Origin of the sequence: Pedobacter sp. GR22-10 (assembly GCF_026239715.1) — a bacterium.
Classification (GTDB): Bacteria; Bacteroidota; Bacteroidia; order Sphingobacteriales; family Sphingobacteriaceae; genus Pedobacter.
On sequence record NZ_JAPIVR010000003.1, the window covers coordinates 429,262 to 454,022 of the forward strand.

The 24,761-nt window shown below is 39.8% G+C and carries 19 protein-coding genes; 11 read left to right on the forward strand and 8 right to left on the reverse strand.

The window, feature by feature from the left end:
- Positions 1-28 precede the first annotated feature (28 nt).
- From OQX64_RS14565 to OQX64_RS14610, 10 genes are all read left to right on the forward strand, one after another.
- Complete coding sequence (locus tag OQX64_RS14565; protein WP_088299856.1) at positions 29-1,054, forward strand: sensor histidine kinase; 1,026 nt, start codon at positions 29-31, stop codon at positions 1,052-1,054.
- 142 nt (positions 1,055-1,196) lie between these two features.
- The gene (gene miaB / locus OQX64_RS14570; RefSeq protein ID WP_265819304.1) at positions 1,197-2,612 is read left to right on the forward strand and encodes a tRNA (N6-isopentenyl adenosine(37)-C2)-methylthiotransferase MiaB; all 1,416 of its coding nucleotides are present in this window, start codon (positions 1,197-1,199) and stop codon (positions 2,610-2,612) included.
- Between the two features lie 167 nt (positions 2,613-2,779).
- Positions 2,780-4,021 carry a sigma-54 interaction domain-containing protein gene (locus tag OQX64_RS14575; RefSeq protein ID WP_088299858.1) on the forward strand — a complete coding sequence of 414 codons (1,242 nt, stop codon included), beginning with the start codon at positions 2,780-2,782 and terminating at the stop codon, positions 4,019-4,021.
- A 61-nt stretch (positions 4,022-4,082) separates the two neighbouring features.
- Positions 4,083-4,589 carry an LptE family protein gene (locus OQX64_RS14580; protein WP_265819305.1) on the forward strand — a complete coding sequence of 169 codons (507 nt, stop codon included), beginning with the start codon at positions 4,083-4,085 and terminating at the stop codon, positions 4,587-4,589.
- Positions 4,590-4,665: 76 nt separating this feature from the next.
- Positions 4,666-5,682 carry a hypothetical protein gene (locus tag OQX64_RS14585; protein WP_265819306.1) on the forward strand — a complete coding sequence of 339 codons (1,017 nt, stop codon included), beginning with the start codon at positions 4,666-4,668 and terminating at the stop codon, positions 5,680-5,682.
- 14 nt (positions 5,683-5,696) lie between these two features.
- The gene (gene secG, locus OQX64_RS14590; protein WP_088299861.1) at positions 5,697-6,047 is read left to right on the forward strand and encodes a preprotein translocase subunit SecG; all 351 of its coding nucleotides are present in this window, start codon (positions 5,697-5,699) and stop codon (positions 6,045-6,047) included.
- A gap of 49 nt (positions 6,048-6,096) precedes the next feature.
- Entirely contained in the window at positions 6,097-6,750 is a 654-nt protein-coding gene (locus tag OQX64_RS14595) for an RNA polymerase sigma factor (RefSeq protein WP_265819307.1), read from the forward strand.
- A gap of 1 nt (position 6,751) precedes the next feature.
- A complete protein-coding gene (locus tag OQX64_RS14600) occupies positions 6,752-7,084 on the forward strand; it encodes a hypothetical protein (protein ID WP_216359184.1) in 333 nt (110 codons plus the stop codon).
- A gap of 191 nt (positions 7,085-7,275) precedes the next feature.
- Positions 7,276-8,514: a DEAD/DEAH box helicase gene (locus tag OQX64_RS14605; protein ID WP_265819308.1), complete on the forward strand. Its 1,239-nt coding sequence runs from the start codon at positions 7,276-7,278 to the stop codon at positions 8,512-8,514.
- A gap of 63 nt (positions 8,515-8,577) precedes the next feature.
- Positions 8,578-9,489, forward strand: a complete 912-nt coding sequence (locus tag OQX64_RS14610; RefSeq protein ID WP_265819309.1) for an AEC family transporter — start codon at positions 8,578-8,580, stop codon at positions 9,487-9,489.
- Between the two features lie 213 nt (positions 9,490-9,702).
- Here the strand turns inward: OQX64_RS14610 and OQX64_RS14615 are convergent, their stop codons facing one another.
- Both OQX64_RS14615 and OQX64_RS14620 read right to left on the reverse strand, forming a co-directional pair.
- A complete protein-coding gene (locus OQX64_RS14615) occupies positions 9,703-10,896 on the reverse strand; it encodes an aminopeptidase C (RefSeq protein WP_265819310.1) in 1,194 nt (397 codons plus the stop codon).
- A 111-nt stretch (positions 10,897-11,007) separates the two neighbouring features.
- Positions 11,008-12,435, reverse strand: coding sequence for an L-serine ammonia-lyase (locus OQX64_RS14620; protein ID WP_265819311.1), 1,428 nt, complete (start codon positions 12,433-12,435; stop codon positions 11,008-11,010).
- Between the two features lie 114 nt (positions 12,436-12,549).
- Between OQX64_RS14620 and OQX64_RS14625 the strand changes: the two genes are divergently transcribed.
- The gene (locus OQX64_RS14625) at positions 12,550-13,551 is read left to right on the forward strand and encodes an energy transducer TonB (RefSeq protein ID WP_265819312.1); all 1,002 of its coding nucleotides are present in this window, start codon (positions 12,550-12,552) and stop codon (positions 13,549-13,551) included.
- Positions 13,552-13,573: 22 nt separating this feature from the next.
- On the opposite strand, the gene OQX64_RS14630 is transcribed toward OQX64_RS14625, so the two are convergent.
- The 6 genes from OQX64_RS14630 to OQX64_RS14655 form a co-directional block, all read right to left on the reverse strand.
- Positions 13,574-14,233, reverse strand: a complete 660-nt coding sequence (locus tag OQX64_RS14630; RefSeq protein WP_088299866.1) for an MgtC/SapB family protein — start codon at positions 14,231-14,233, stop codon at positions 13,574-13,576.
- Between the two features lie 23 nt (positions 14,234-14,256).
- Positions 14,257-15,264, reverse strand: coding sequence for a PorP/SprF family type IX secretion system membrane protein (locus OQX64_RS14635; protein WP_253248954.1), 1,008 nt, complete (start codon positions 15,262-15,264; stop codon positions 14,257-14,259).
- Between the two features lie 11 nt (positions 15,265-15,275).
- Positions 15,276-21,191 carry a PKD domain-containing protein gene (locus OQX64_RS14640; RefSeq protein ID WP_265819313.1) on the reverse strand — a complete coding sequence of 1,972 codons (5,916 nt, stop codon included), beginning with the start codon at positions 21,189-21,191 and terminating at the stop codon, positions 15,276-15,278.
- Between the two features lie 309 nt (positions 21,192-21,500).
- The gene (gene groL, locus OQX64_RS14645; RefSeq protein WP_265819314.1) at positions 21,501-23,135 is read right to left on the reverse strand and encodes a chaperonin GroEL; all 1,635 of its coding nucleotides are present in this window, start codon (positions 23,133-23,135) and stop codon (positions 21,501-21,503) included.
- 119 nt (positions 23,136-23,254) lie between these two features.
- Positions 23,255-23,545, reverse strand: a complete 291-nt coding sequence (locus OQX64_RS14650; RefSeq protein WP_010599229.1) for a co-chaperone GroES — start codon at positions 23,543-23,545, stop codon at positions 23,255-23,257.
- A 214-nt stretch (positions 23,546-23,759) separates the two neighbouring features.
- Complete coding sequence (locus OQX64_RS14655; RefSeq protein WP_265819315.1) at positions 23,760-24,686, reverse strand: hypothetical protein; 927 nt, start codon at positions 24,684-24,686, stop codon at positions 23,760-23,762.
- Between the last annotated feature and the right edge of the window lie 75 nt (positions 24,687-24,761).

A 24,761-nucleotide genomic window follows, 5' to 3' on the forward strand; every position in this document is an offset into this window, starting at 1 on the left:
GTTTAACATAAAACCACTAAATTGCACCATGAAATTAAGTGTACTGGTTCTAATTACAGCACTTGCTGTTGCGCTTTCCATTGGCATGGTCAATTTTTATTTTGAACGCAGCTGGTACTACTTTGGAATTTCCTTTGGCGTTTCTTTTCTAAGCAGCTTTCTTGTTTTTTATTACCTGTTAGAAAAATACATTTATAACAAAATAAAGCTCATTTATAAGCTAATCCACAACCTAAAACTTGGAAAAGACCTAAAAGATGCATTGGGTGAATATGTTAGTTCAGACCCGATTAATGATGTGGAACACGAAGTGAAGGAATGGGCTGGCGCAAAGAAAAAAGAAATTGATTTACTAAAAAAACAGGAGCAGTTTCGCCGCGAATTCCTGTCGAACGTTTCGCACGAATTTAAAACACCGCTTTTTGCCATTCAGGGCTATATTGAAACCTTACAGGATTGCATTACTGACGACCCTGAAATGGCCATGAAATTCCTCAAAAAAGCAGAAAATAATGTAGAGCGGTTAAGTTACCTGATCAATGACCTGGATGCCATTGCCAAACTTGAAACCGGCGAATCTCCAATTAATTATCAGAAATTTGATTTTGTGTTGCTGGCCAAAGAAGTGATGGAAAATCTGGATGACCGTGCAAAATCCAAAAACATCAAACTATTTTTCAAGGATAAATATACGGCCGTTACCTTCGTTCATGCAGACCGTGAAAAAATCCGCCAGGTGTTGATAAACCTGATTGTAAACAGCATTAAATATGGTGTTGAAAACGGAGAAACGGCCATTAAAATATTTGAACTTCACGATCAGTTTCTTATTGAAGTGACCGACAATGGAATCGGGATTGAAGAAAAGCACCTGGCCAGACTTTTTGAGCGTTTCTATCGCATTGATACACATCGGGCCAGAGAAGTAGGCGGAACCGGTTTAGGTTTAGCCATTGTAAAACATATTTTAGAGGCTCACCAGCAAACCATATCCGTAAGAAGCACGCCTGGAATTGGAACTACCTTTGCATTTACCTTACACAAAGGCAGTTAAATAATTTTCAGTATAAAAGTCTCTTCCTGACGAAGCAAATTTTACAGTTATAATCAAACTGTAAACATTTAAACTAAATGTGCCAATTTGTCACTTTTAATTTAATTTGTGTATTTTTGCAATCCCAAAATCTTTTTAAAGAATGATTGATTTACAAGTACAGGATAAAACGCATGATGAGGCCAGACAAGGTGAAGCACTAATTTTAGATACACCCGTTAAAGCCGACGCACGTAAATTATACATTGAAAGTTATGGTTGCGCCATGAATTTTGCCGATAGTGAAATTGTAGCTTCTATTCTTTCAGAAACAGGATTTGAAACCACCGGTGATTATCATCAGGCAGATGTGATTTTTATCAATACCTGTTCCATCCGTGAAAATGCAGAAACCAGGGTGCGCAATCGTTTATCACAGTTTGGTGTCGAAAAACGCCGTAATCCTAAACTGATTGTTGGTGTTTTAGGCTGTATGGCAGAACGCCTGAAATCTAAATTCCTCGAAGAGGAAAAACTGGTGGATGTGGTGGTTGGCCCGGATGCCTACAGGGATTTACCGAATTTAATTGAACAGGTAGAAAGCGGCCATAAGGCAGTAAATGTATTGTTATCCCGTGAAGAAACTTATGCGGATATTAGTCCGGTTCGTTTAAACAGCAACGGAATTACTGCGTTTATTTCCATTACGCGTGGCTGTAACAACATGTGTTCTTTCTGCGTAGTGCCTTTTACACGTGGCCGTGAGCGCAGCCGTGATGCACATTCCATTATTGAAGAGGCAAAATCGCTGTTTGAAGCCGGTTACCGTGAGGTAACACTTTTGGGGCAAAACGTAGATTCATACACCTGGACTTCGGCAGACGGTGCTGAAACCGTAAACTTCGCAAATTTACTGGAGCAAACAGCTTTAGTTCACCCGGATTTGAGGGTTCGTTTTTCTACTTCTCACCCGAAGGATATCACTGATGAAGTTTTGGAAACCATCGCTAAATACGATAATATTTGTAACTACATTCATTTACCGGTTCAATCCGGCAATAGCCGCGTTTTAGAATTGATGAACCGTACTTATACGCGTGAATGGTATATCAATCGCATAGATGCCATCAGAAGAATTATTCCAGGCTGTGCAATCTCAACTGATATCATTGCAGGTTTCTGTACGGAAACCGAAGCCGAACACGAGGAAACGTTAAGCATCATGGATTATGTTCAATACGATTTTGCCTATAACTTTACTTATTCGGAAAGACCGGGAACACTGGCAGCCCGTAAGCTGGAGGATGACATTCCTGAGGAGGTTAAAAAACGTCGTCTGGCCGAAATATTAGCCAAGCAACAGGCACATTCATTAATGCGTTTACAGGAATGGGTAGGCAAAACTGTCCGTGTATTAATAGAAGGTACTTCAAAAAAATCAGATCAGGATTATTGTGGTCGTGGCGACAGTGGCGCAATGGCCATTTTCCCGGCTATTGATAGCGTAAAACCAGGACAATACGCTAACGTGTATATAGAAAGATGCACTTCAGCTACACTGATTGGAAAAATAGTTTAAAGAGAGATTAAAGGTTACGGTTAAATATTACAGGACAAGCTGTATCATACATGACTTTTAACCTTTAACTTTCAATATAAAAAAGTTACGGGTTATGGGTTAAAAGTTACATGGTTAGTTATAACCCATGACTTTTAACCTTTACATTCAACTTTTAACAATAAAGAATGGATACACAAAATATTAAACAACGATTCGGGATTATTGGCAATTCGCCCCTACTTAATCGTGCCATAGATATAGCCAGCCAGGTTGCACCAACAGATATGTCGGTTTTAATTACAGGTGAAAGCGGAAGTGGTAAAGAAGTTTTTTCACAGATTATCCATCAGATGAGTGCACGGAAGCACGGCTCATTTATTGCCGTAAACTGCGGTGCCATCCCTGAAGGAACCATTGATTCTGAACTTTTCGGACATGAGAAGGGGTCGTTCACCGGTGCCCATGAGGCCAGAAAAGGATATTTTGAAGTGGCCAATGGCGGAACCATCTTTTTAGATGAGGTGGCCGAGTTACCCTTGGGAACCCAGGCGCGTTTGCTCAGGATACTCGAAAGTGGTGAATATTTAAGGGTTGGTTCATCTAAAGTTCAGAAAACAGATGTCCGCATTATCGCGGCAACTAATGTTGATGTATACAACCGCGTAAAAAACGGGAAGTTCAGGGAAGATTTATATTACAGGTTAAATACCGTTCCACTACGGATTCCGGCTTTACAGGAGCGAAAAGAAGATATTTATTTACTGTTTAGAAAATTCTCGGCAGATTTTAGTGACAAATACCGCAGTCCTTCGCTGCATCTGGAGCCTGATGCCATACAGATTCTGACCAATTACAGCTGGCCGGGGAATGTTCGTCAGCTTAAAAATATTGCCGAACAAGTTTGTGTGCTCGAAAAAGACAGAAATGTTACCGGTGCCGCCATCCTGAACTACATTCCGAATGAGTCTGGCAGCAACCTGCCCATGGCGATTAATTCACAATCAAAAGAAGACTTTACGGAAAGAGATATCCTGTATAAAGTTTTATTTGACATGAAAAAGGACATGGTTGAACTGAAGAAGCTCGTTGCCGAAATTATCCAGCACGGCGGGAATACAGCCAGCGTTTTGGCCGATAATCCTCAATACATTAATCAATTATACCGCGATGTTGAATTGCCGGGTGGACAGGAACATACCTTTACCATTCAGCAACCTACACCAAACAATGGGAATAATCCAAATAATGGAGATTACTATGCCCATGATGCTGAAGAAATTGAAGAATCCTTATCTTTAATTGATAAAGAATCCGATCTGATTAAAAAGGCATTGAAAAAACACAAAGGCAAACGGAAATTTGCCGCCCAGGAACTTGGTATTTCAGAGCGAACACTGTACCGGAAAATTAAGGAGTTAAATTTATAATCCTTCGAAGAAACTTAATCTAGCCGACATTAAACGGTAAGCATCACCTCATCCAACTTAAATGAAAATTAAAATATCTGCACTTCTTTTAATCGCCGTACTTACGGCATGCGCTTACAAGTTCAATGGCGCTTCTACAGTGGGTTTAAAAACCGTTGTGGTGAAGGTTTTTGAAAACAATGCACCTTTGGTTGTACCTACCTTGAGCAATCAGTTTACAGAATCATTAAAAACGAGGATCAGGAACCAAACCAACTTAAGTATATCTACAACAGAGGGAGATGCCGTATTTGAGGGCAGAATTACGGGTTACGATATTAAGCCAGTGGCTTTACAGTCGAGCTCAACACCCACGGCTGGCGCAAACAGACTAACCATTACCGTGGCCGTAAAATACACCAACAATACGGCCGGAAAAGAAAAAGAAAGCTTTGAGGAGAGCTTCACAAAACATTTCGACTTTCCACTTAATGGCGCTTCCATACAGGCGGCCTTACCCGGAGCCATAGAGAACATCAATAAACAGCTGACAGAAGATATTTTTAACCGCGCTTTTGCACAATGGTAATTTCATTTGAACCTGTTCACACACAAAACTTTCTAAAAACCGCTTACATTTTTTAACTTAGCGACAAACCTCAAGAATGGATCATCAACAGCTATTGGTAAATTTACTTGCCCAACCCGGAAAGGTTGGCCCGGAGCATGTGCCCATGCTTCAGGAGCTGGCAGTACAATTTCCATACGCACAACCCATTCACCTGCTACTGGCAAAAGCTGATGCATCCTTCATTTCAAAGGCAGCCTTATATAGCCATGGAAATGCTTTATTTCATATTTTAAATATGGTTTCTGTTCAGGATGAATACCTGAATGAGGAAATACAGCCAGAGAATGAGATACCGGAAGTTGTTGCTCAATCTGAAAATGAAGTACCTGAAGAAATTTTAAACGACCACAAAGATGCTACTGAAACAGCCGGGGATGTAGCGAAGGCAAACCAGAATCTTGCTGAAGAGGATCTGTTTATTGAAAGCATAGCGACTACTGACTTCTTTGCCTTTGAGCAAAGTATGAGTACTGATGTAGTCAGCACAGCTCCTGAAATAGAAACCGTTGTTCCGGATCATCATGAAATTAATTTTGTTTCGAGATATGACGATGATCAACTGCCCTATACTTTTTTATGGTGGTTATCCAAAACCCGTAAGGAACATGAGCAGATTTTTCAGCCTTATGTTCAGCCAAAACCAGCTGTTGTTAAACAACAACCTGCTCAGCAAAAAGATGCTGCCGAATTTCAGCAACAATATGTGGAGCATATTTTTCATATTCAAACACCATTTGAAGTTGCAGATCATCTGGCAGAATATCCATCAGCTGACGTAAAGGATGCAAAAGGAGCAGAAATTATAGAAAAATTCTTAAAAGAAGACCCAACGATAAAGCCTCCGAAACCTGAACAAATTGACAATGAAAATAAGGCGAAGAAGAGTGCAGAAGATCATTACGACCTGGTTTCTGAAACTTTAGCTAAAATTTATATAGAACAAATGCTTTATCACAAAGCCATAGATACTTATAAAAAATTAAGTTTGAAATATCCAGAAAAAAGTGGTTACTTTGCCGACCTTATTCAATCTATAGAAAAGAAATTTTAAAATATAATATTACCATGATAACCTTTTTAATTATTTTATTAATTGTTGTATGTATAGCTTTAGGCTTATTTGTATTGATACAAAACCCTAAAGGCGGGGGTTTAGCCAGCGGCGGAGGTACCAGCAACATGTTTGGCGTGCAACGTACAGGTGATGTTCTGGAAAAAGGATCATGGGTTTTGCTTGCCGCAATCGTAATTTTAACATTAGCCATTACCACTGTTTCTAAAAGTGGCGGCGGTGCTACTGCGGTAGGAAATTCAGCAATACAGGATCGTTTAGACAAAACACCATCTCCATCTCCGATTGGTAGTAACCTGAACAATACAGCACCAGCAAAACCTGCTGATACCACTAAAAAATAAACCAGACTAATTTATTTGGCCAAAGCTTTCCCCTTAAAGGAAGGCTTTTTTGTTTTCAGCCGTTTTTGACCTTATCCCTTATAAAAAACTGAATAAATTTAAAGTATTCCGGAGCTCCATCCGTTTACCGGTTTATAATGCAAAATTAGTGGTGCCGAAAAACGAATCTCAAAATATCATTTCTACTGTTGCCTATTATGGCAAGCGCCTGTTCAGCTTCATCCGCGGGCGGGTAAATACAGATGAAGATGCGGAAGATATTTTGCAGGATGTATGGTATCAGCTCAGCAGTCAGCCTGAACTTGGTGCCATTGAACAAATTAGTGGCTGGCTGTATCGTGTTGCCCGGAATAAGATTACCGATCGGTACCGCAAGCAAAAAGAAGCCTCTCTTGACGATTTTATAGGTGAGGATGAAGACGGCGGATTTAATTTCAGGGAGATTTTGCTGGCAGAACCTTATGCCCCCGAACAAGAAGGATTAAAAAAGTTATTCTGGGAACAGTTATTTATGGCACTTGAAGAGCTACCTGCTAACCAGCAATATGTATTTATTCAAAATGAACTGGAAGAACGTAGTTTCCGGGAACTGGCAGATGAAACAGGCGAAAATATCAAAACGCTTATATCCCGGAAAGGATATGCAGTGAAACATTTACGTAACCGTTTGCAAAATTTATATCAGGAATTTATAAACTATTAATATGAGACACAGAAAATATAGTAAAGTCAAAAAATTCATTTTCTTTTTACCTGTTGTAGCCCTTATCGGAACAGCGATAGGTTATACTGTAATGTCTTTGTGGAACTGGATTTTACCTGAAGTTGCCCATGCCGGCCGGTTGAATTTCTGGCAGGCTTTAGGTCTTCTGGTATTATGCAGGTTGCTTTTCGGTAATTTTAATAAAGGAGGCAGGAACCGTTTCCGCGAAAATGCCTCTAAATTGCGTTCAAAATGGCAAAACATGAATGAGGAAGAACGTGCGAAGTTTAAAGAAGAATATAAAAACAGGTGCAGCTCCTGGAGAAAAGGTTAATCATAATTTTTGATTCAGTTTTACTTTAATGAGGTTTTTTTTATCTTCTAAAAAAGCGCCATTCACAATTTAACACATCTTTACATAACCTGAATACAGGTTTCAAATTCCAAATCTGATCTGATGTTAAATGCAGTTTGCTATTCGCCTTAATTTGAGGTACTTTTGCTAAAAGAAATAAATACAACAGATTGAATTTTAACGATTTTAACTTTGGCCCTGATTTATACGAGGGCCTGATGGCGATGGGGTATAAAAGCGCCACACCAATACAGGAGCAAGCCATTCCGGTAATTTTAGACAATCATGATCTGATTGCCTGTGCACAAACCGGAACTGGAAAAACGGCCAGTTATTTATTGCCGGTGATGGATAAAATTAGTCGTGCTGCTGACAGACATAATAATACCCTGATTTTAGCCCCTACCCGAGAACTTGCACAACAGATTGATTTACAGGTTGAAGCCTTGGCTTATTTTACCAATATCAGTTCGCTTGCTGTATACGGTGGCGGTGATGGCATTGCATACGAGCAGCAAAAACGTTCGATGCGGGATGGTGTAGACATCATTATCGCAACTCCTGGTCGTTTAATGGCTCATTTGTCTTCAGGCGTTTTAAAGCTTGAACATTTGCAGCATTTGATATTGGACGAAGCAGATCGAATGTTAGACATGGGGTTTTATGATGACATTATGCGCATTGTAAGCTACCTGCCAAAGAAAAGACAAACCCTTTTATTTTCGGCCACCATGGCGCCGAAGATCAGAAAAATGGCCGGAAGTATTCTGAATGAGCCGCAGCAAATTACCATTTCTATTGCAAAGCCGGCAGAGGGGATTGATCAACAGGCCTATAATATTCATGATCAGCAAAAGCAGGCGCTATTAACTGACCTCTTCAAAGACGGAAAATACAAAAGCGCTATTATTTTTGCATCCACCAAAGAGAAGGTTAAAGCCTTGTATAAAACATTTAAAAGCTTAAGTATTAAAGCAGATGCATTCCACTCTGATTTAGGTCAGAAAGAGCGTGAAGATATTTTATTAGCTTTTAAAAACAGAAGGCTTCCCATCATTATCGGAACAGATGTCTTATCTCGTGGAATTGATGTGGAAGGTGTTGATCTGGTGATTAATTATGATGTACCTGGTGATCCGGCAGATTATGTACACAGAATCGGTAGAACAGCAAGGGCTGCGACTAAAGGAACTGCAATTACACTGGTAAACGTACGGGATAAACGGAAATTCGAAAACATTGAAAAACTGATTGAAAAAGCAGTTCCCAGAATGCCCCTGCCGGAACATATTGCTTCCATGGAAATTACGCACGTGGAAGAGAAGAAACCGCAACATGCCAGAAATAACAATGCGAAGAAAAAGGTATGGCATAAAAAGAAACCTAAGCCGAGTAATCCTGCTTCATAAATTAAAACACCAGTAAGATTCTTATTGGTGTTTTTCATTTTACGCCTATCTTTGTTTTCTTAAATGGCAAACTTTATCCTTATCGGCATCTGCATTTTAGCCGGAATCTTTTTTAGAAAAAGCAAAACTTTACCTAAAGATGCACATAAAGGCATTAATGCCTGGATAATTTACGTTGCACTACCTGCGGTATCTTTCAAATATTTACCACATATCACCTGGACTAAAGATTTACTTTTCCCTGCTCTCGCCCCTGTTGTGGTATGGATGTTTGGCTGGCTTTTTATTACACTTTACAGCCAGTTTAGAAATATCAGTAAAGCCACATCTGGCGGTTTGAAGCTAATTAGTTCATTAAGCAATACATCATTTGTTGGTTTTCCCTTGATTATTGCCTATTTCAGTGAAAAGGAGCTGGCTATAGCCATCATTTGCGACCAGGTAACCTTTACGCTTTTATCAACCATCGGGATAATTGTAGCCATCCGTTCTTCGCAACAGCAAAAGCTAAATGTAAAATTAGTTTTGAAAAAGGTATTAACCTTTCCGCCGTTAATTGGCTGTATACTGGCACTGACTGTTCCACGATATATTGATTTATCTGCGCTGGACGTATTATTTGATAAACTGGCAGGAACAGTTGGTCCTTTGGCTTTATTCTCTATCGGTTTACAGTTGAAATTTGGCGGATGGTTTGGAGAGATTAAACATATCAGCTTTGCTTTGTTGTTTAAATTAATTTTAGCACCACTTGCCATTTTAATGATCGCATTGCTCTTGGGCATGAATGGAATAATTACTAAAATAACTATTTTCGAAATGGCCATGCCAACTTTATTAACCGCTGGCGTTGTAGCCGATCAGTATAATTTAAATCCGAAGCTTTCTAATTTAGTTGTGGGCTTGGGCATTTTACTGTCGTTTATTACAACAGCCATCTGGTGGTTTGTGTTAACGCAATTTGGCTTGTTTTAAGCGTTATAACATGAGACTGGCTCTATTTTCAGCCTTATGGAAATTGATTAGACTGATAAAAGTAGAACAAAGAGATAATGCTTTGGCTTTTCAAAAGGTAAATCTGAACAGGTCATAAAAGCTCTTTTGACAAAATTTTAAATAAAATTGCTTATAAGTAAAGCAAAAAAAGCCGCAAAATTTCTTCTGCGGCTCTCAAATATTTTGAACGAATTACAATCCTAATTTCTTAGAGATTGCTGAAGGAATACCAGCTTTATTTAATAAAAACGCAGTTGTTTTATATTTTACGTAGTTCTTTGTTACGTATAAATAACCTTTATAATCGTTGGTAACGCCCCAAGAGTTTTTAACAATATAATATTCTTTACCATTTTGATCTTTAGCCAAACCAACAATGTGCATGCCATGATCATCAGTGGTCTGATAATTATCAAATGCAGCCTGACGGTTTTCCTGCGTGATTTCCATTTCTGGCTGAGGGCCATTAAACATATCTGCTTTTTGTTTCAATGACATATCATTAAATGGAATTTCAGGAACGAAAGCTACACCATTTTTATAACTGAAAGATTTCTCGCTTACATCTGTAGCCCAGGCAACTGTAAATCCATTTTTCAAAGCGTTATCAATAATTTCAGTGATTTCATTCACTTTAATATTATAAACCTGATCGAATGACCAGTTATCTGGAACCAGCAAAGTAAACTTGCTGTAGAAAGGATGATCATTAAAAGAAGATAATTCTACGTAATGATCGGGATTAATTCCTACAACTTCATTAGCAAAAGTTTTAGGCGTATATTTCTTTCCTTTAAATGTGAAGTTTTCGGGTACAGCTCCTAAATAAGCATCAATAACGCCAGAATATGCCTTTAACCAGTTTGGGGTCAGTTCGCCATTGGCATTTTTAACCACAGCCTCTAAAACGCCTTTCTCGATATCGCCAAGCTCTGCAGTTTTATTGGTTTTAGTACCATAGTTTAAGCCCGTGTAAACATCTTGCGGAACCGCACCATATTTTCTGTACATATTAATTACATCGTGTAATGCACCACCATCACCTAAGTTAACAGCGCCGTGCATGCGTACATAATTAATCCCTTTTTCTACATAAGCATTTCGGGCAGTAAAAATTTGTGATAACTGAACAGGTTGTTTGCCTGCCTTAATCATTTCAGATTCAATAAATGAATTTGTAGAATAGCTCCAGCAAGTACCGGATGAACCTTGATTTTGAACTGGCGTATTTGCTAAATTGATAACTTCGGTAAATTTAAAAGCATCCTTGCTGTTATCGCTTTGGTTATTTTTTAAAGAATTAACCAGATTGTCTTGGCCAAAAGTTACCAATGTTGATAACGATAATGCCAAACCAATCAAAAATAGTTTGGTGTATTTGATCATTTTTATGAATAATTATTAAAATTTAGCGAATGTAAAAATTGTTGCCGATTTACAATCAGAAAGTTTTTAATAAATCGATAAATAAAGTCATTCAAATGCAACAATGTTGAATTAACATTCCGGCAAGCTGATTGGGATGTTTGTTGCCAAGCCTCCATCGGATGTTTCCTTGTATTTTGCATTCATATCCAGGGCTGTTTCCCACATCGTATTGACTACAGCATCCAGACTAACTTTTGCCTTATCAGGATTGCTTTGTAACGCCAGCTGACTTGCGGTGATGGCTTTGATAGCCCCCATGGTGTTTCTTTCAATGCATGGAATTTGAACCAAACCGCCAATAGGATCGCAGGTTAAGCCTAAATGATGCTCCATAGCGATCTCTGCAGCCATTAAAACCTGTCGCTGAGAGCCACCTAAACACTCTGTTAATGCCGCAGCCGCCATAGCAGACGAAACTCCGATTTCGGCCTGACATCCACCCATTGCTGCTGAGATGGTAGCACCTTTTTTAAAAATACTGCCTATTTCTGATGCACAGGCAATAAACTGAATAATCTTATCTTCTGCATAACCATCGCAAAAGGTAATAAAGTATTGAAGCACTGCAGGAATTACACCCGCAGCTCCATTTGTAGGTGCTGTTACCACACGCCCGAAAGAAGCATTTTCCTCATTTACAGCCAATGCAAAGCAGCTTACCCAATCCAAAATATAATTAAATCCATTCCCACCCTTTCTGATGGCTTCTACCCATGAGGTATAGTCCTGATAATCACTTTTACCGATCAATCGTTTATTTAGCGGGAACGCCCTGCGGGCAACATCCAAGCCTCCGGGTAAAAATCCGGTAGTATGGCAACCCCGGTAAATGCAATCCCTCATTACGGCAAAGTGCTGCAGCATCCGCATTTTAGTTTCGGCTTCAGGTCGCCAGGCCAGTTCATTTTCCAATACAATTTCACTCACCTTCAACCCTGTTGACAAACACCAGTGTAAAAGTTCTTTCGCTTTTTCTATTGGAAAAGGTAAATCAACCTGTGGCTTCTGACTGTTGTCTTCACCTTCCTTCACAACAAAACCTCCACCAATAGAATAATATGTTTCGGAAAAAGCTTTCCCAGTTGATAAAAAGGCCTGAAAAGTAACTGCATTCGGATGAAAGGGAAGACTTTCTGCAAAAAGAAAAAGCAGATCATTTTCATAGTCGAAATCAATTTCTAAATCTCCGGCAAGCTTAAGCTTTTTATCTTTTTGAATGGCTTCAAATGTGGGTGTAACTGCATCCACGTCAAAAGTAACCGGATCAGCACCTGATAATCCGAGTAAGACTGCCACATCCGTTCCATGGCCTTTACCTGTTTTAGCCAGTGATCCATAAAGGAGTATTTTAATCGTTTCTACCCGATCGATTAGACCTTGTTGATTTAGCGATGCCGTAAATTGTTGTGCAGCACGCCATGGCCCAAGTGTGTGTGAACTTGACGGACCAATGCCTATTTTAAAAATATCAAAAACGGAGATTTGCTCTTTTATCATGAAAAAAGTTAGTTATACAAAGCTATGATTGTTTTATTGAAACTGTAAAGAAATAATAATCAAAACATAATATAACAGACATATTTAATTCTTAAATCTGATTAACTTTGATCTATGAAATTACGCTTTTTAATATTGTTTAGCTTATTAATTGTTACTTCGGTACAGGCCCAGAAAGCTCAAAATATTTATTATTTAAAAAACAATGACGAACAAGTTCAAACAAAGGATAAAGCTGATTTTGTCAGAATTATCGAGGAACCTGATTCTGCTGATACCCGCTTCAAGCTTTTCGAGTTTTATAATAATGGTAAAAGGAAAAAGCTCGGTTATTTATCAGCTTTTGAGCCAAACTTAATTTACGAAGGTCACGTAATTGGTTATGATTCTTTAGGAAGAAGATCCGAAATAGTTAACTATAAAAACGGAATGCCTTCTGGCAGTTCGCTATATTATCATAGTAATGGCAAACTCTACAGGGAAACGGAATACATTCCTATTGAAGCGCGGCCAAATCAGATGTTGGGAATAAATTCTTCTTTGGCAGATCTCATTCTTGGTACCAGTTTCAAAATAATATTTGATGCTGACTCTTCAGGAAAAGTTAATATTGAAAACGGAAAAGGCCATTTAAAAGTAGTTGATAAGTATAAAGAATTTGAAAAGGGTGAGGAAGGTGATTATTTGAATGGCATGAAAAATGGAGTATGGACAGGCTATGATACCCGAATGGACTTAACATTTAAAGAAGTTTATGATGGAAACAAATTCATCTCCGGAGAAAGCTTAAAAGATGGAAAAACATATTCCTACACTTCGCCGCTGCAGGCTCCGGAATACAGAGGCGGAATCAAATCCTGGAATAACTTTATCGCAACAACAACAAAATATCCTCAGGATGCATACCGAAACGGAATAAGAGGAACTGTTAAAACCAGTTTTGTTGTAGACGTTACAGGGAAAATTACTGACATTGTTATTGAGAAATCTGTAGATAGATCATTAGACGAGGAAGCCATAAGGGTCTTAAAATACTCCTCAAAATGGGAGCCTGGTAAAGAGCGTGGCGTACCAGTTAAGGTAAAATATAATCAAAGTTTTAATTTTGCCTTTTAGAGGGCTATTGATGCTGATTAACCTAATAATCAAACTCCAGAATTTCCTTATCCTTTAACATTTGTTCCACAAACCGTTGGTGGTTTTGTGGTGTTCCGGTTGCGGTCCAGTTTCCGGTGATGACATGATTAACCAATTGGTGTTTGCCTCGTTGAGGCTTTAACTTATTTTCCCGAAAAACCTCCTCATAACTTTCTAAATCACCATGCGTATGTTGTTTTTTGACAATGCGATAGACCCTCTTGGTAAAACGACGATCGCCTATTTCTTCAACAAAAGGAAAAATAATCAAGGCCAGCAGCACCACACCGGTAACACCGATGGCCTGCTCGTAATATCCGGAACCAACAGCCATCCCAATGGCGGCAACGATCCAAATGATACAGGCAGTTGTTAAACCTTTAACCCGGTTTTCTTCCTTAAAAATTACACCTGCGCCCAGGAAACCAATACCCGTAACAATATTCGAAGCAATGCGATCCTGGCTTGCAGGTCCGATTTTAATAGATAAGATCGTAAATAATGTGGCACCCAAGCCAATCATCATCATGGTTTTTAATCCGGCAGATTTGCTTCTGTATTCACGCTCGGCGCCTATTAAACCGCATAATAATGTAGCCAGCAGGAATTTATTGACTTCACTTTGTGTAATAAAATGGCTGTTATCTAAAATTTCATTCATTGCCCTAAATTAATGGAAGCAAATTAATAAAAATCGTAACATCTTAAGCCATTGGCACGGCCACCACTAGAACTATTTGGGAAATATTTTTCATATCCCACACCTATTTCAGACGTTCCGCCGGTATTGGAATAATTGATTTTAGAAGTGGTTGCATCGTGACTGATTCCTAACCTAAACTTTTCGCCATTGGTTCTTCTGTTGAAAATATCGAAAATGACTGAAAAAACAATTGCATCGTTTCCATTTGAATTTCCATCATTTCGGTACCAGATCCCTGCGTTGACACCCGCATATTTGTATTGTGTGCCGATACTGAAGGAGTTTACGTTTCCCTGTCGATAAACCACCACTGACGGGATCAGGTAGCTTCCATCCCGGTCATACTGATCTGGAATAAGGCTGAGTTTATAACTTAAGTTAGCGGAAATACGCATGGGCAATTTCGCCTGGAAACCAGATAGAGACTCATCAGGCCGATTTAAATGATGTGCAGCTACACCTACCATAAACTTACCATAAACCAAATTGGTACCCGCATTGGCATCCAGGTAAAAGCGGCTATCAATAGCCGGCCTTTCTGCACCAGATACACTTCCGGGAATATAACCTGCATTGATATCAATCTGATCACCAAAAACCAGTTTATCCCAGTTTAATTTTTGGTTGGTTACACCAGCCTGCAAACCAAATGAAAGCGTAAAATCATCGCCACCAATAATATAAGAATAGCTGGCGGCTACATTATTTTTAACCAGATAAGCTGTTCCTTCACTGCTCCGGTTAAAAATTAATCCAATTCCACTGTTCATGCGGTGCAGATTTAAATCGGCCGATGCACTCATGTATGAAAAATCACTTGCCAAACCTGTCCATTGGTTTCTGTAAAGTGCATTAAACCTGATGTCGCCTTCAAACTGACCGGTTAATGCCGGATTTAAATAAATCGGTGCATTATAAAACTGCGAGTAAATATGATCCTGCCCTACCGAAATCAGCGGCAGTAGTAAAGCCAGCAAACATAATTTCATCCTCCTCATCATTATCTTATTAAATATATTACTCCTGTTTTCCTTGGGGATGATGAATCATATGTCATCCCTTTCCATTCGGTGCCATTAATGAACTTAACCTCTATCTTCCAGTAATAAACACCCTGTGGCTGCTCTTTTCCGTTATACGTTCCGTCCCACCCTTCCAAGGGTGCGCCATCGTCCAGCTTCGAGCTTTCCCATAGAAGCTGCCCCCATTTATTAAAGACAGACATGGTCCATTCCTTAATCCCACGGCCCTTTGCTTTGAAAACCCTGATTTCATTTTTCGCGCTTGCCGGCATAAATGAATTTGGAACATTTAAATACCCGGGCACACCAATGATCCTAACCGACTGCACCGTGGTAGAGCTGCAGCCTTCCTTATTAAGCACTTTTAACGTAACGGTATAAGTACCTTCATTGCCATAAGTATGATTTGGATTTTGCAGTGTTGAAACAGCACCATCTCCAAATGTCCATTCCCAGCTTACTGATCCGGTGCTCGTATCTTTAAAACCAAAGGAATAATTCGGGATTGATATTTCATTGCCAGGTGAAACGGCGAAGCCGGCAACCGGAGGTGCCACCACGCTAATCGGCGAAGCCAGGGTAATGGTATTGGTACAGCCCAAAATGTTGGTTGCGGTTAAGCTTACAATAAAATTTCTACCTGCTCCGGTAAAAGTATGACTGGGTTCAAAAGCCGTTGAGGTTGTTCCATCTCCAAAATCCCAAAGGTAGCCTATGGCATTTTTACTGTTGTTCTTAAAATTCACGGTTAAGCCATCACAGCCACTGGTTTTATCAGCAGTAAAACTGAGCTCGGGCTGAGCCAACACTTCAATTTCTTCAACGGTTGAGGCACTTGAGCAATCATTGGAAGCATAAAGTGTAACCCTATATTTTCCGGCTGTTGTAAAGGTATGCGAAACGACTTCTGGAGCAACATTTCTCACTACCGTACTTCCATCTCCAAAGTCATACACAAAGGTATTGGCACCTTTGGTATTATTAAAGAAATCAACTTTTAAAGGTGCGCAACCCCGCAGCTGACTACTATTGACCACCATTTCTGCCGTAATATCATTTGGTGCCACATTAATGTTGTAGGAAGATTCATTGGTACCGCATTCGTTAGTAGCAGTCATTTTCACCACATAGTTTGTTACAACGATGGTGTTGTAGGTGTGTGATACATTACTTTTATCCGTTTTTGTAAGTGTTGTTCCATCGCCAAAATCATAGGTATAGCTACTGTTATTTCCTAACGAAGTGTTGCTGAAAGTAACCGTAAAGGGTGAACATCCCGCTGTTTTATCAGGAGAAAAAACTGATATCGGTGCTGCTTTCACTAAAACCGTAGAGGTTTGTCTGCTCACGCCACAAGGTGTAGTCGCTTCCATTGTTACCGTATAAGTGATATCTCTCCCATTTAAATCGGCAGGGTAAACTACATCTTCAGGTTGAACCAGATTAGAAGTCGTTCCGTTACCGAAATCCCATCTAAAAGTTGCTGCAGTTAATGAATTTGAAGTATTCGTAAACCGCACATTAAGTGGGCCACACCCTTCTGTAACGCTTTGCGTATAAGCTGCTGTAACATCTTGCCGGGTTGAAAAAGTATGAGAAAACTCATCACTGTTACAGCCTAAACTGCTAGTGACGACCAACTTAATCACTACAGATTGATTTTCACCTGTAATGGTATAACCTGGAAAATTAATACCTGTACCAATTTGCCCATTGTTGGCAAACCAGGTATAAGTAGCATTCCGATCCGGATAAGCGATTGCAGTAATGTTGGCTGTACTCAATTCAAAAGGAACACAGCCTTTATCAATAGTATAAGTAAACGCTGCCTTTGCAGGTAGATTTACTGTAATTTTAACCTGATTACTGATGATTGCAGAACAAGAGCCACTAACCACAGCTCGCCTGTAATAGATTGTTGCTGTAGGTACAGGAGGTGCAAAATTGATGTCAGTTGCGCCAGACACATCCGTCCAGGTCGTTCCGTTTAAACTGGTTTGCCATTGGTAAGTGTAAGTTCCGTTTCCGCCACCCGGCACAGAACCAGTTAGCGGCGCTGCTGCAGCGCCTATACAAATGGTCTGATCTGCAGTAATCGTATTATTGGTTAATGCAGGTAAAACAACCACCTCAACGCTATTGCTTTCTGATGTACAGATATTGCTGTTAACTAATCTGCGGTAGAAAGCAGAAGCTGTTACAGTTAAAGTTAGGTCTTTACTGGTTGCAGCAGATATATTTGACCATGTATTCCCGTCAATACTGCTTTGCCATTGATAGCTATATGTACCATTTCCTCCGGTCGGCGTACTTCCGGTGATCGTTGTACTCTGCCCATAGCAAACAGGGATAGCAGACGTAGAAACACTATTGGTTACAGGTAGAAAATAGGTAACTGTTGTTTCTGATACTGATGGCGGACAACCTGTAAATCCGGAGATGGCCCAACTGAACCGGTAAGTTTGTCCGGGCACTAATCCTGTTACAGGGGTATTAAACAAGGTTGGATCAGCAATCACCACATCACTTTGCCCGGAAACCAGTGTCCATAAACCAGTATTAGGTGATGGATCATTTCCGCTTAAGATAATGGTATTGCCACTACATAAGCTCTGGTTTGCACCCGCATTTGAAACTACAGTTGCTGGATTAATGGTAATAGTAGTTACTGATGATTGCGCTTCTGAGCAAGGAAAACTCTGAACGATTGCCCTGAATTTGGTGGTTACCGTGAGGTTTGAAAAAACATATGGATTTGCCCTTGAGCTTAAGCCTGCCCATGTCACACCATTATCTATAGACATTTCCCATCTTAAGATATCGCCAACCTGACCTGTTAAAGCAATTGCACCATTATTTGCACCGGCGCACAATGTTAAGTCATTACCGGTTGTACCACCAACACTTGGGAGATTTACCCTGATCACTACATCATCACTGCTATTGCTGCAATTCTGATCACTGATGGTCCAACGTAAAGTATAACTGTTGCCGCCAACTAAATCAGAAATTACTGCATTGTTCTTAGTATCATCATCAAAAGTAATGGTTGTCGGCGCAGAAACCACAGTCCACTTGCCCGTTCCCACCACCGGAACATTTCCTTTTAAGGTATAGGTTGAAGCATTACAAATGGATTCGTCCGGCCCGGCACTGGCTAATGTGGGCGTTGGTAAAACTGTAACGGTAATAGATGTTGATGCTCCGGTACAACCGCCTGAAGAAACCGGAGTAATCGTATAGGTTACTGTTTCGGTAGTGGTTCCGGTATTGATTAAAATATCATTAATCTGAGTTGCCGCAGTGGCAACAGGACGGTTGCTGTTTCCAGTAATGGTACCTGTTGCTGCGCTGGTATAAGTATAATTAACATTGGTCAATGCCGAAGTTAAGGTGATGGCAGAAGATGTGCTGCTACAAATGGTTTGATTGGCGGCTGTAGCGACCACGTCAGGATTTGGGGTAACAGTAACCACAAAGTTAAATGGAGCGCCATCACAACCATCCTTTTGGGGTGTAATGATATACGTTACTGTTCCGTTAGAAACCGGATCATTATTCACCAGTACATCATTGATCATACCTGTTCCGGATGCCGTAACTCCGGTTACATTAGCAGATCCGGTAGCCGTCCAGTTAAATGTGGTACCGCTAACTAATCCTGTTGGGGTATAATCAACATTTTTTCCTGTACAGATAGATTTTCTTGCTGCACTGTTTACGCTAATATCAGGTTTTATCCTTAATACGATTTCATCCTCAATCTGGTTACAGGGTGGTGCCAGTGTAGTGGTTGCTCTTAAGATTAAGTTTACGGTGCCATTGGCTTTCTCTGCTGCCGTTGGAGTATACACTGCATTCAGGTCATTTCGGCTTGGTGTAAATGCGCCTAGACCACCTATCCATGTCTGGGTACTTACGGTACCCGAAATGGTTCCAGCCAGATTAAAACTGGTGCCCGTAAAACATAAACTTTGATCTTCTCCTGCATTAATCACTGGTGCAGTACTGAAGGTTAATTTTTGTGTTTTGGATACTGTTCCGCAGTTATTTTTGTGGGTAACGGTAATATTGTACTCATCATAATTATCAAATTTTATGGAAGGATATTTGGAATTTGCTGTTGTTCCATTGGTAAAGCTGTATGTTCCAGATCCGGTAGGTGTAACTGTCCAGGTATAGGTATCTGCCAGGTCCTGATAAGTTCCCGAAATTAATGTACGCGTTGGTCCGGTGGTGGTATTATTAAAATCATACGTTGTCAGATTACAAAGGGTAATATCAGGAGAAAGTGTGGCTGTTGGTAACTCGTTAACAATAACCGTTTGCGGGGCAGACGCCACTAAGCCACATGATGGGGTAGAAATATTTAAAGTAATGGTATAAATACCCGGATTCGTAAATATAAATGCAGGTTCTTTGCTTGATGCATTGGTTCCATTCGCATACGTTACAGCAGGAGAAACATTCCAAGAGTAGGTATTGGCCGCTTCACAAATATTATCCAGTACAGATAAATCGGTAGCGGTTAAGGTAGTCCCTGCGCAGATGGTGGTTTGCGGCAGTGAAAATGCTGGTTTCGGGGGATCCTGAATACAAATCTGCATCTCTACAGGATCGGCGTTACAAGCGCCTGAACTGTTTGATTCCAGGCGAATAGTATGCACGCCATGTGTTAAAAATCTGGTAATAAGATTGTATGAACGTGGCTTGTTAGCTTGTTCAATTGCCCCATCCACAAACCAGTTATAGGTAACATTGTTGGGTGCACAGGCCGGCGTATTGGTATCCGGATTTTCCCCTAAAATAGATGTATTGTAAAATGTGACATCCGTATTGGTACAGGATGGCGTTTGATACGTGAAGGCATTCATGGGTTTAACCACTACCTTCGCCGATGAAGAAACCGGTGTTCCTACGGTACCGCAAAAATCATTTGATACATTTATGGTCACAGGAAATGCATTGTAAATGGTACCTGCACTGGTTACCGAATTGCTACCGCATGATGACCTGGTATATGGATGTGTTACTTTTCCTGAATTATTAATAATATCGCATAAGGTATAAACCGTTTGGCTTCCGTCTCCCCAGCTAATGGTATAACGGTTACCTGGAAAGTTGTTCTGAATACCTGCCGGAGAAGTATAATCCACGTTGAATTCTAACGCGCCTAGGGGCAGGCATACAATGTTATTACCAGAAGTACCAAATGCGGTAATGGTTCTGTTATTCACCAGCAAATAAGCTTTGGTTCCGATTGTACCATTTGGCATAATCGCTGTGGCAATAATGGTATAGTGGGTCTGATCAGCCGTAAAAGTTTGATTGGGATTAGTAAAAGTGAGGCTTGATGTACTTCCAGATGATTCATTTTTAATAGCCGCTGTAACTGCTGCTGTTGCCGTAGATTCATTACTGATGATAAATGAATTATTAGGTCTGCTTACACAAGTGCCAAAGGTTTCATTATTTGAGGAATTAAGATACGAGGTTACCAACCTGGCTTGTACCGAAGGTCCGGCTTTTATTTCAAAGGCCGAAGATGCATTGCTGACTGAAACGGGTTGTGTGGTTTTTACCCTTACCTTATACCCTATTCCCGGTACCACTCCTGTAGCTGGGATGATCCCATTTACATAAGTACTATAAAATCCCGAGTAAGTGCCGATTAACTTTTCTGTACTAAAGTCTCCATTCTGGTCAGATAAGTAAAGTTGAAACGTATTGCCTTGTTGCGTACAACCGTTGGCAATGCTGAATGGAACTGCTATAGTGCTTCCGGGGGTGAAAGGACCTGCATTTACGGCACCAATGTTGATCTGTGTATAACCGGCGAAGGAAATAAAAAACAGCGCAACAAATAGCACAAAAACCGGCCATTTCCGTTTCAAACAGATCTTCATAGTCGCAAACACGTAGGGGGAATGATTAATTCTGTTTATTTAAGCGCGCAAACACCTTCTAATGTTGTATGATTTCATCCTCATCCTAACGTTTACACATTTCTTAAATATTAATGTAAAGTACGATATTTTTGTATAATAATTGCAATTTTTAGTATCAAGACGAACAAAATGAATGAATCAATATTAATCTAAATGTTGGGCAACTTTCTTTAAGATTCCATGGGCAAAAAAAAACCCGGAAACTTATAGCCTCCGGGAATTTTTTTATACGAAATGATTTCGCCACAAGTGATATTACATCATACCACCCATACCGCCGCCACCCATAGGAGGCATTGGTGCACCACCTTCTTCAGGCTCGTCTGCTAAAACAACTTCTGTAGTCAATAACATGGCTGCAATAGATGCTGCATTTTCTAAGGCTACACGACTTACTTTAGTTGGATCGATTACACCGGCACCAATTAAATTTTCGTAAACATCAGTACGGGCGTTATAACCGTAATCTGCAGTACCTTCTTTCACTTTCTGAACTACGATAGAACCTTCAATACCGGCATTTTCACAAATCTGACGTAAAGGCTCTTCAATCGCACGACGGATGATTTGGATACCTGTATTCTCATCTTCGTTAGCACCTTTTAAATCGGCAAGAGCAGCTACCGCACGGATAAATGCTACACCACCACCAGCAACAATACCTTCTTCTACTGCTGCACGTGTAGCATGTAAAGCATCATCAACACGGTCTTTTTTCTCTTTCATTTCCACTTCACTTGCTGCACCTACATAAAGAACGGCAACACCGCCAGCCAATTTAGCTAAACGCTCTTGTAATTTTTCTTTATCATAATCAGAAGTAGTGGTTTCAATCTGTGCTTTAATCTGACTTACACGAGATTTAATATCTTCTGAATTTCCGGCACCATTAATAACAGTGGTATTGTCTTTATCAACTACCACTTTCTCCGCAGAACCTAAATAAGTTAAATCAGCATTTTCTAATTTATAACCTCTTTCTTCTGACACTACGATACCGCCAGTTAAAATTGCGATATCTTCTAACATGGCTTTTCTTCTGTCTCCAAAACCTGGCGCTTTCACTGCAACCACTTTCAGAGAACCACGGATTTTGTTCACTACTAATGTAGCTAAAGCTTCGCCGTCTAAATCTTCAGAAATGATCACCAATGGTTTACCAGTCTGAACAGTTTTTTCCAATACCGGCAACAATTCTTTCATGTTGCTGATTTTTTTATCGTAGATTAAAATGTATGGGCTATCTAATTCAGCTTCCATTTTATCTGCGTTGGTTACAAAGTATGGAGATAAATAACCTCTGTCAAACTGCATACCTTCTACCGTTTTTACTTCAGTTTCAGTACCTTTTGCTTCCTCAACAGTGATTACACCATCTTTACCCACTTTGCTCATGGCTTCAGCAATTAAAGCACCGATTACCTCATCATTGTTTGCAGAAATGGATGCAACTTGTTTGATTTTATTATTGTCTTCACCAACCGTTTGAGATTGCTCTTTTAAGTTAGCTACAACAGCAGCAACAGCTTTATCAATACCGCGTTTTAAATCCATCGGATTTGCACCGGCAGCAACATTTTTAATACCAGTTGTAATGATGGCCTGAGCCAACACAGTTGCAGTAGTCGTTCCGTCACCAGCAATATCTGCTGTTTTAGAAGCCACTTCTTTAACCATTTGTGCACCCATGTTTTCAACCGCATCTTTCAATTCGATCTCTTTAGCAACGGTAACACCATCTTTGGTAATTGCCGGAGAACCGAATTTTTTATCGATAATTACATTACGACCTTTAGGGCCTAAAGTTACTTTTACCGCATTCGCTAAGATATCAACACCACGTTTCAGGGCGTCACGTGCTTCCACGTTATATTTTACTTGTTTTGACATTTCTTTTTAAATTTTTGAATAATTGTGTGATAGAATAGTTAAATACCCGATCTTATAATTAGTTACCTGATTAATGCTGAATTCACGCATTCGAAATTCAGTCATTCAATCATTATTTATTATCCTACAACAGCGTAAATATCAGTTTCACGCATGATCAGGTAATCTTTGCCTTCATAAGGAAACTCGGTGCCACCGTATTTACCATAAATTACAACATCTCCAACTTTTACACTCGCTTTTTTACCTTCAGCATCTTCTTCAGAAACAGAAACTACGGTTCCCTTAGATGGTTTTTCTTTAGCAGTATCAGGGATATACAAACCCGATGCAGTTTTTTCTTCCGCCGCAGCTGGTTCAACTATTACTCTGTTCGAACTGCCAGCAATTGGTTTTAGGTTTAACGCCATAACTTTTATTATTTTTTATATTAATTTGAGTTTTTACTAAGCCTGCAAGTACACTTTTTATGCCAATAGGTTTTGAGGGACAAATTTACACCCGTACTGTCAAAATATAAATGATCAGGGGATAGAAGGTGTCAGCTTGGCAGGCCCGATAGCACACATTGCAGGTTATAAAGCTCCTTTAAAAAGAGCAAGGGTTAAGCAGGGTTTGAAAAAATTATTTTAATGTCGCGGTTGGATAGGTACCTTTATCAACTACTGTTTTAATGTTACCTTTTAAATCGGAAACATAAATCTTACTTTGACTAAATGGTTTTTCAGCTCCGCTGAAGAAAATCCGATTATCGGCCGTTACAAAAACATCCAGCGCGTTCATGCCTTCAAGCGAAATGCGGCTTACTTTTTTCGAATCCGCTTCTAGGATAAAAACAGCTTCAGCCTGATGATGTAATTCTTCAACCGGCTTCCCGTATCTGGCATTAAAAATCAGTTTTCTCCCATCATTGGTATAAAAGAAACGGCTGCTGCTCAAAAATTGATAATCAGTGCCAAAACAGTCTGTTATTTTCTCTGTGTCTGTCAGCTTTCCAGTCACATTAAACGTATACAGATTTTTCAGATCGTGTGCAACCAATTCAGTTTCATTTTTCCAGCTTGGTGAAAACAGACTATCTGCCGGTTTACTATCCAGCAAGATAAAACCTGTATTATCCGCTTTTATGATCCCCACCTTCCAAATATGTTGCTTATCTAAAAAATTAAAGGCTATAGTTTTCCCGTCCGGCGACCACATGGCATGATCATAGTCCTTACTGTCAGCCTGTAATTGCAACTGACTTTTACTTTCCATATCCGCAATCCAGATGCTTTTATTGCCTGCGCTATCGGTTACGGTATAAGCCAGTTTATTTCCATCAGGGGAGATTGCTGGATGCGTAGCACCACCAAAGGAAATCTGTTTCATGGTATCAATACTGGTGGCCACAATTTTACTTCCATCCTGATATGCAAGGGCAAAACTTTTACTGCTTAATGAAACCGTATCTAAAACTGCTGAAGTTTTTTGTTGACGATCGTTATTGGCATTACAGGCCAAAAATAAACCAAGGCCGGTAACCGCGATTACCACTAAATATAAATTCAATTTAATCATCCACAATTTTACGAATTGTTTAAAGCAAAAAAGATCCGGTTGCTATAGAAACACGGATCTTCTCTT

Excerpts from the sequence above, each read along its gene's own strand:
- OQX64_RS14565 (WP_088299856.1), top strand. The coding sequence starts at position 29 with ATGAAATTAAGTGTACTGGTTCTAATTACAGCACTTGCTGTTGCGCTT.
- miaB (WP_265819304.1), top strand. The coding sequence starts at position 1,197 with ATGATTGATTTACAAGTACAGGATAAAACGCATGATGAGGCCAGACAA.
- OQX64_RS14575 (WP_088299858.1), top strand. The coding sequence starts at position 2,780 with ATGGATACACAAAATATTAAACAACGATTCGGGATTATTGGCAATTCG.
- OQX64_RS14580 (WP_265819305.1), top strand. The coding sequence starts at position 4,083 with ATGAAAATTAAAATATCTGCACTTCTTTTAATCGCCGTACTTACGGCA.
- OQX64_RS14585 (WP_265819306.1), top strand. The coding sequence starts at position 4,666 with ATGGATCATCAACAGCTATTGGTAAATTTACTTGCCCAACCCGGAAAG.
- secG (WP_088299861.1), top strand. The coding sequence starts at position 5,697 with ATGATAACCTTTTTAATTATTTTATTAATTGTTGTATGTATAGCTTTA.
- OQX64_RS14600 (WP_216359184.1), top strand. The coding sequence starts at position 6,752 with ATGAGACACAGAAAATATAGTAAAGTCAAAAAATTCATTTTCTTTTTA.
- OQX64_RS14610 (WP_265819309.1), top strand. The coding sequence starts at position 8,578 with ATGGCAAACTTTATCCTTATCGGCATCTGCATTTTAGCCGGAATCTTT.
- OQX64_RS14615 (WP_265819310.1), bottom strand. The coding sequence starts at position 10,896 with ATGATCAAATACACCAAACTATTTTTGATTGGTTTGGCATTATCGTTA.
- OQX64_RS14620 (WP_265819311.1), bottom strand. The coding sequence starts at position 12,435 with ATGATAAAAGAGCAAATCTCCGTTTTTGATATTTTTAAAATAGGCATT.
- OQX64_RS14625 (WP_265819312.1), top strand. The coding sequence starts at position 12,550 with ATGAAATTACGCTTTTTAATATTGTTTAGCTTATTAATTGTTACTTCG.
- OQX64_RS14630 (WP_088299866.1), bottom strand. The coding sequence starts at position 14,233 with ATGAATGAAATTTTAGATAACAGCCATTTTATTACACAAAGTGAAGTC.
- OQX64_RS14635 (WP_253248954.1), bottom strand. The coding sequence starts at position 15,264 with ATGAAATTATGTTTGCTGGCTTTACTACTGCCGCTGATTTCGGTAGGG.
- groL (WP_265819314.1), bottom strand. The coding sequence starts at position 23,135 with ATGTCAAAACAAGTAAAATATAACGTGGAAGCACGTGACGCCCTGAAA.
- OQX64_RS14650 (WP_010599229.1), bottom strand. The coding sequence starts at position 23,545 with ATGGCGTTAAACCTAAAACCAATTGCTGGCAGTTCGAACAGAGTAATA.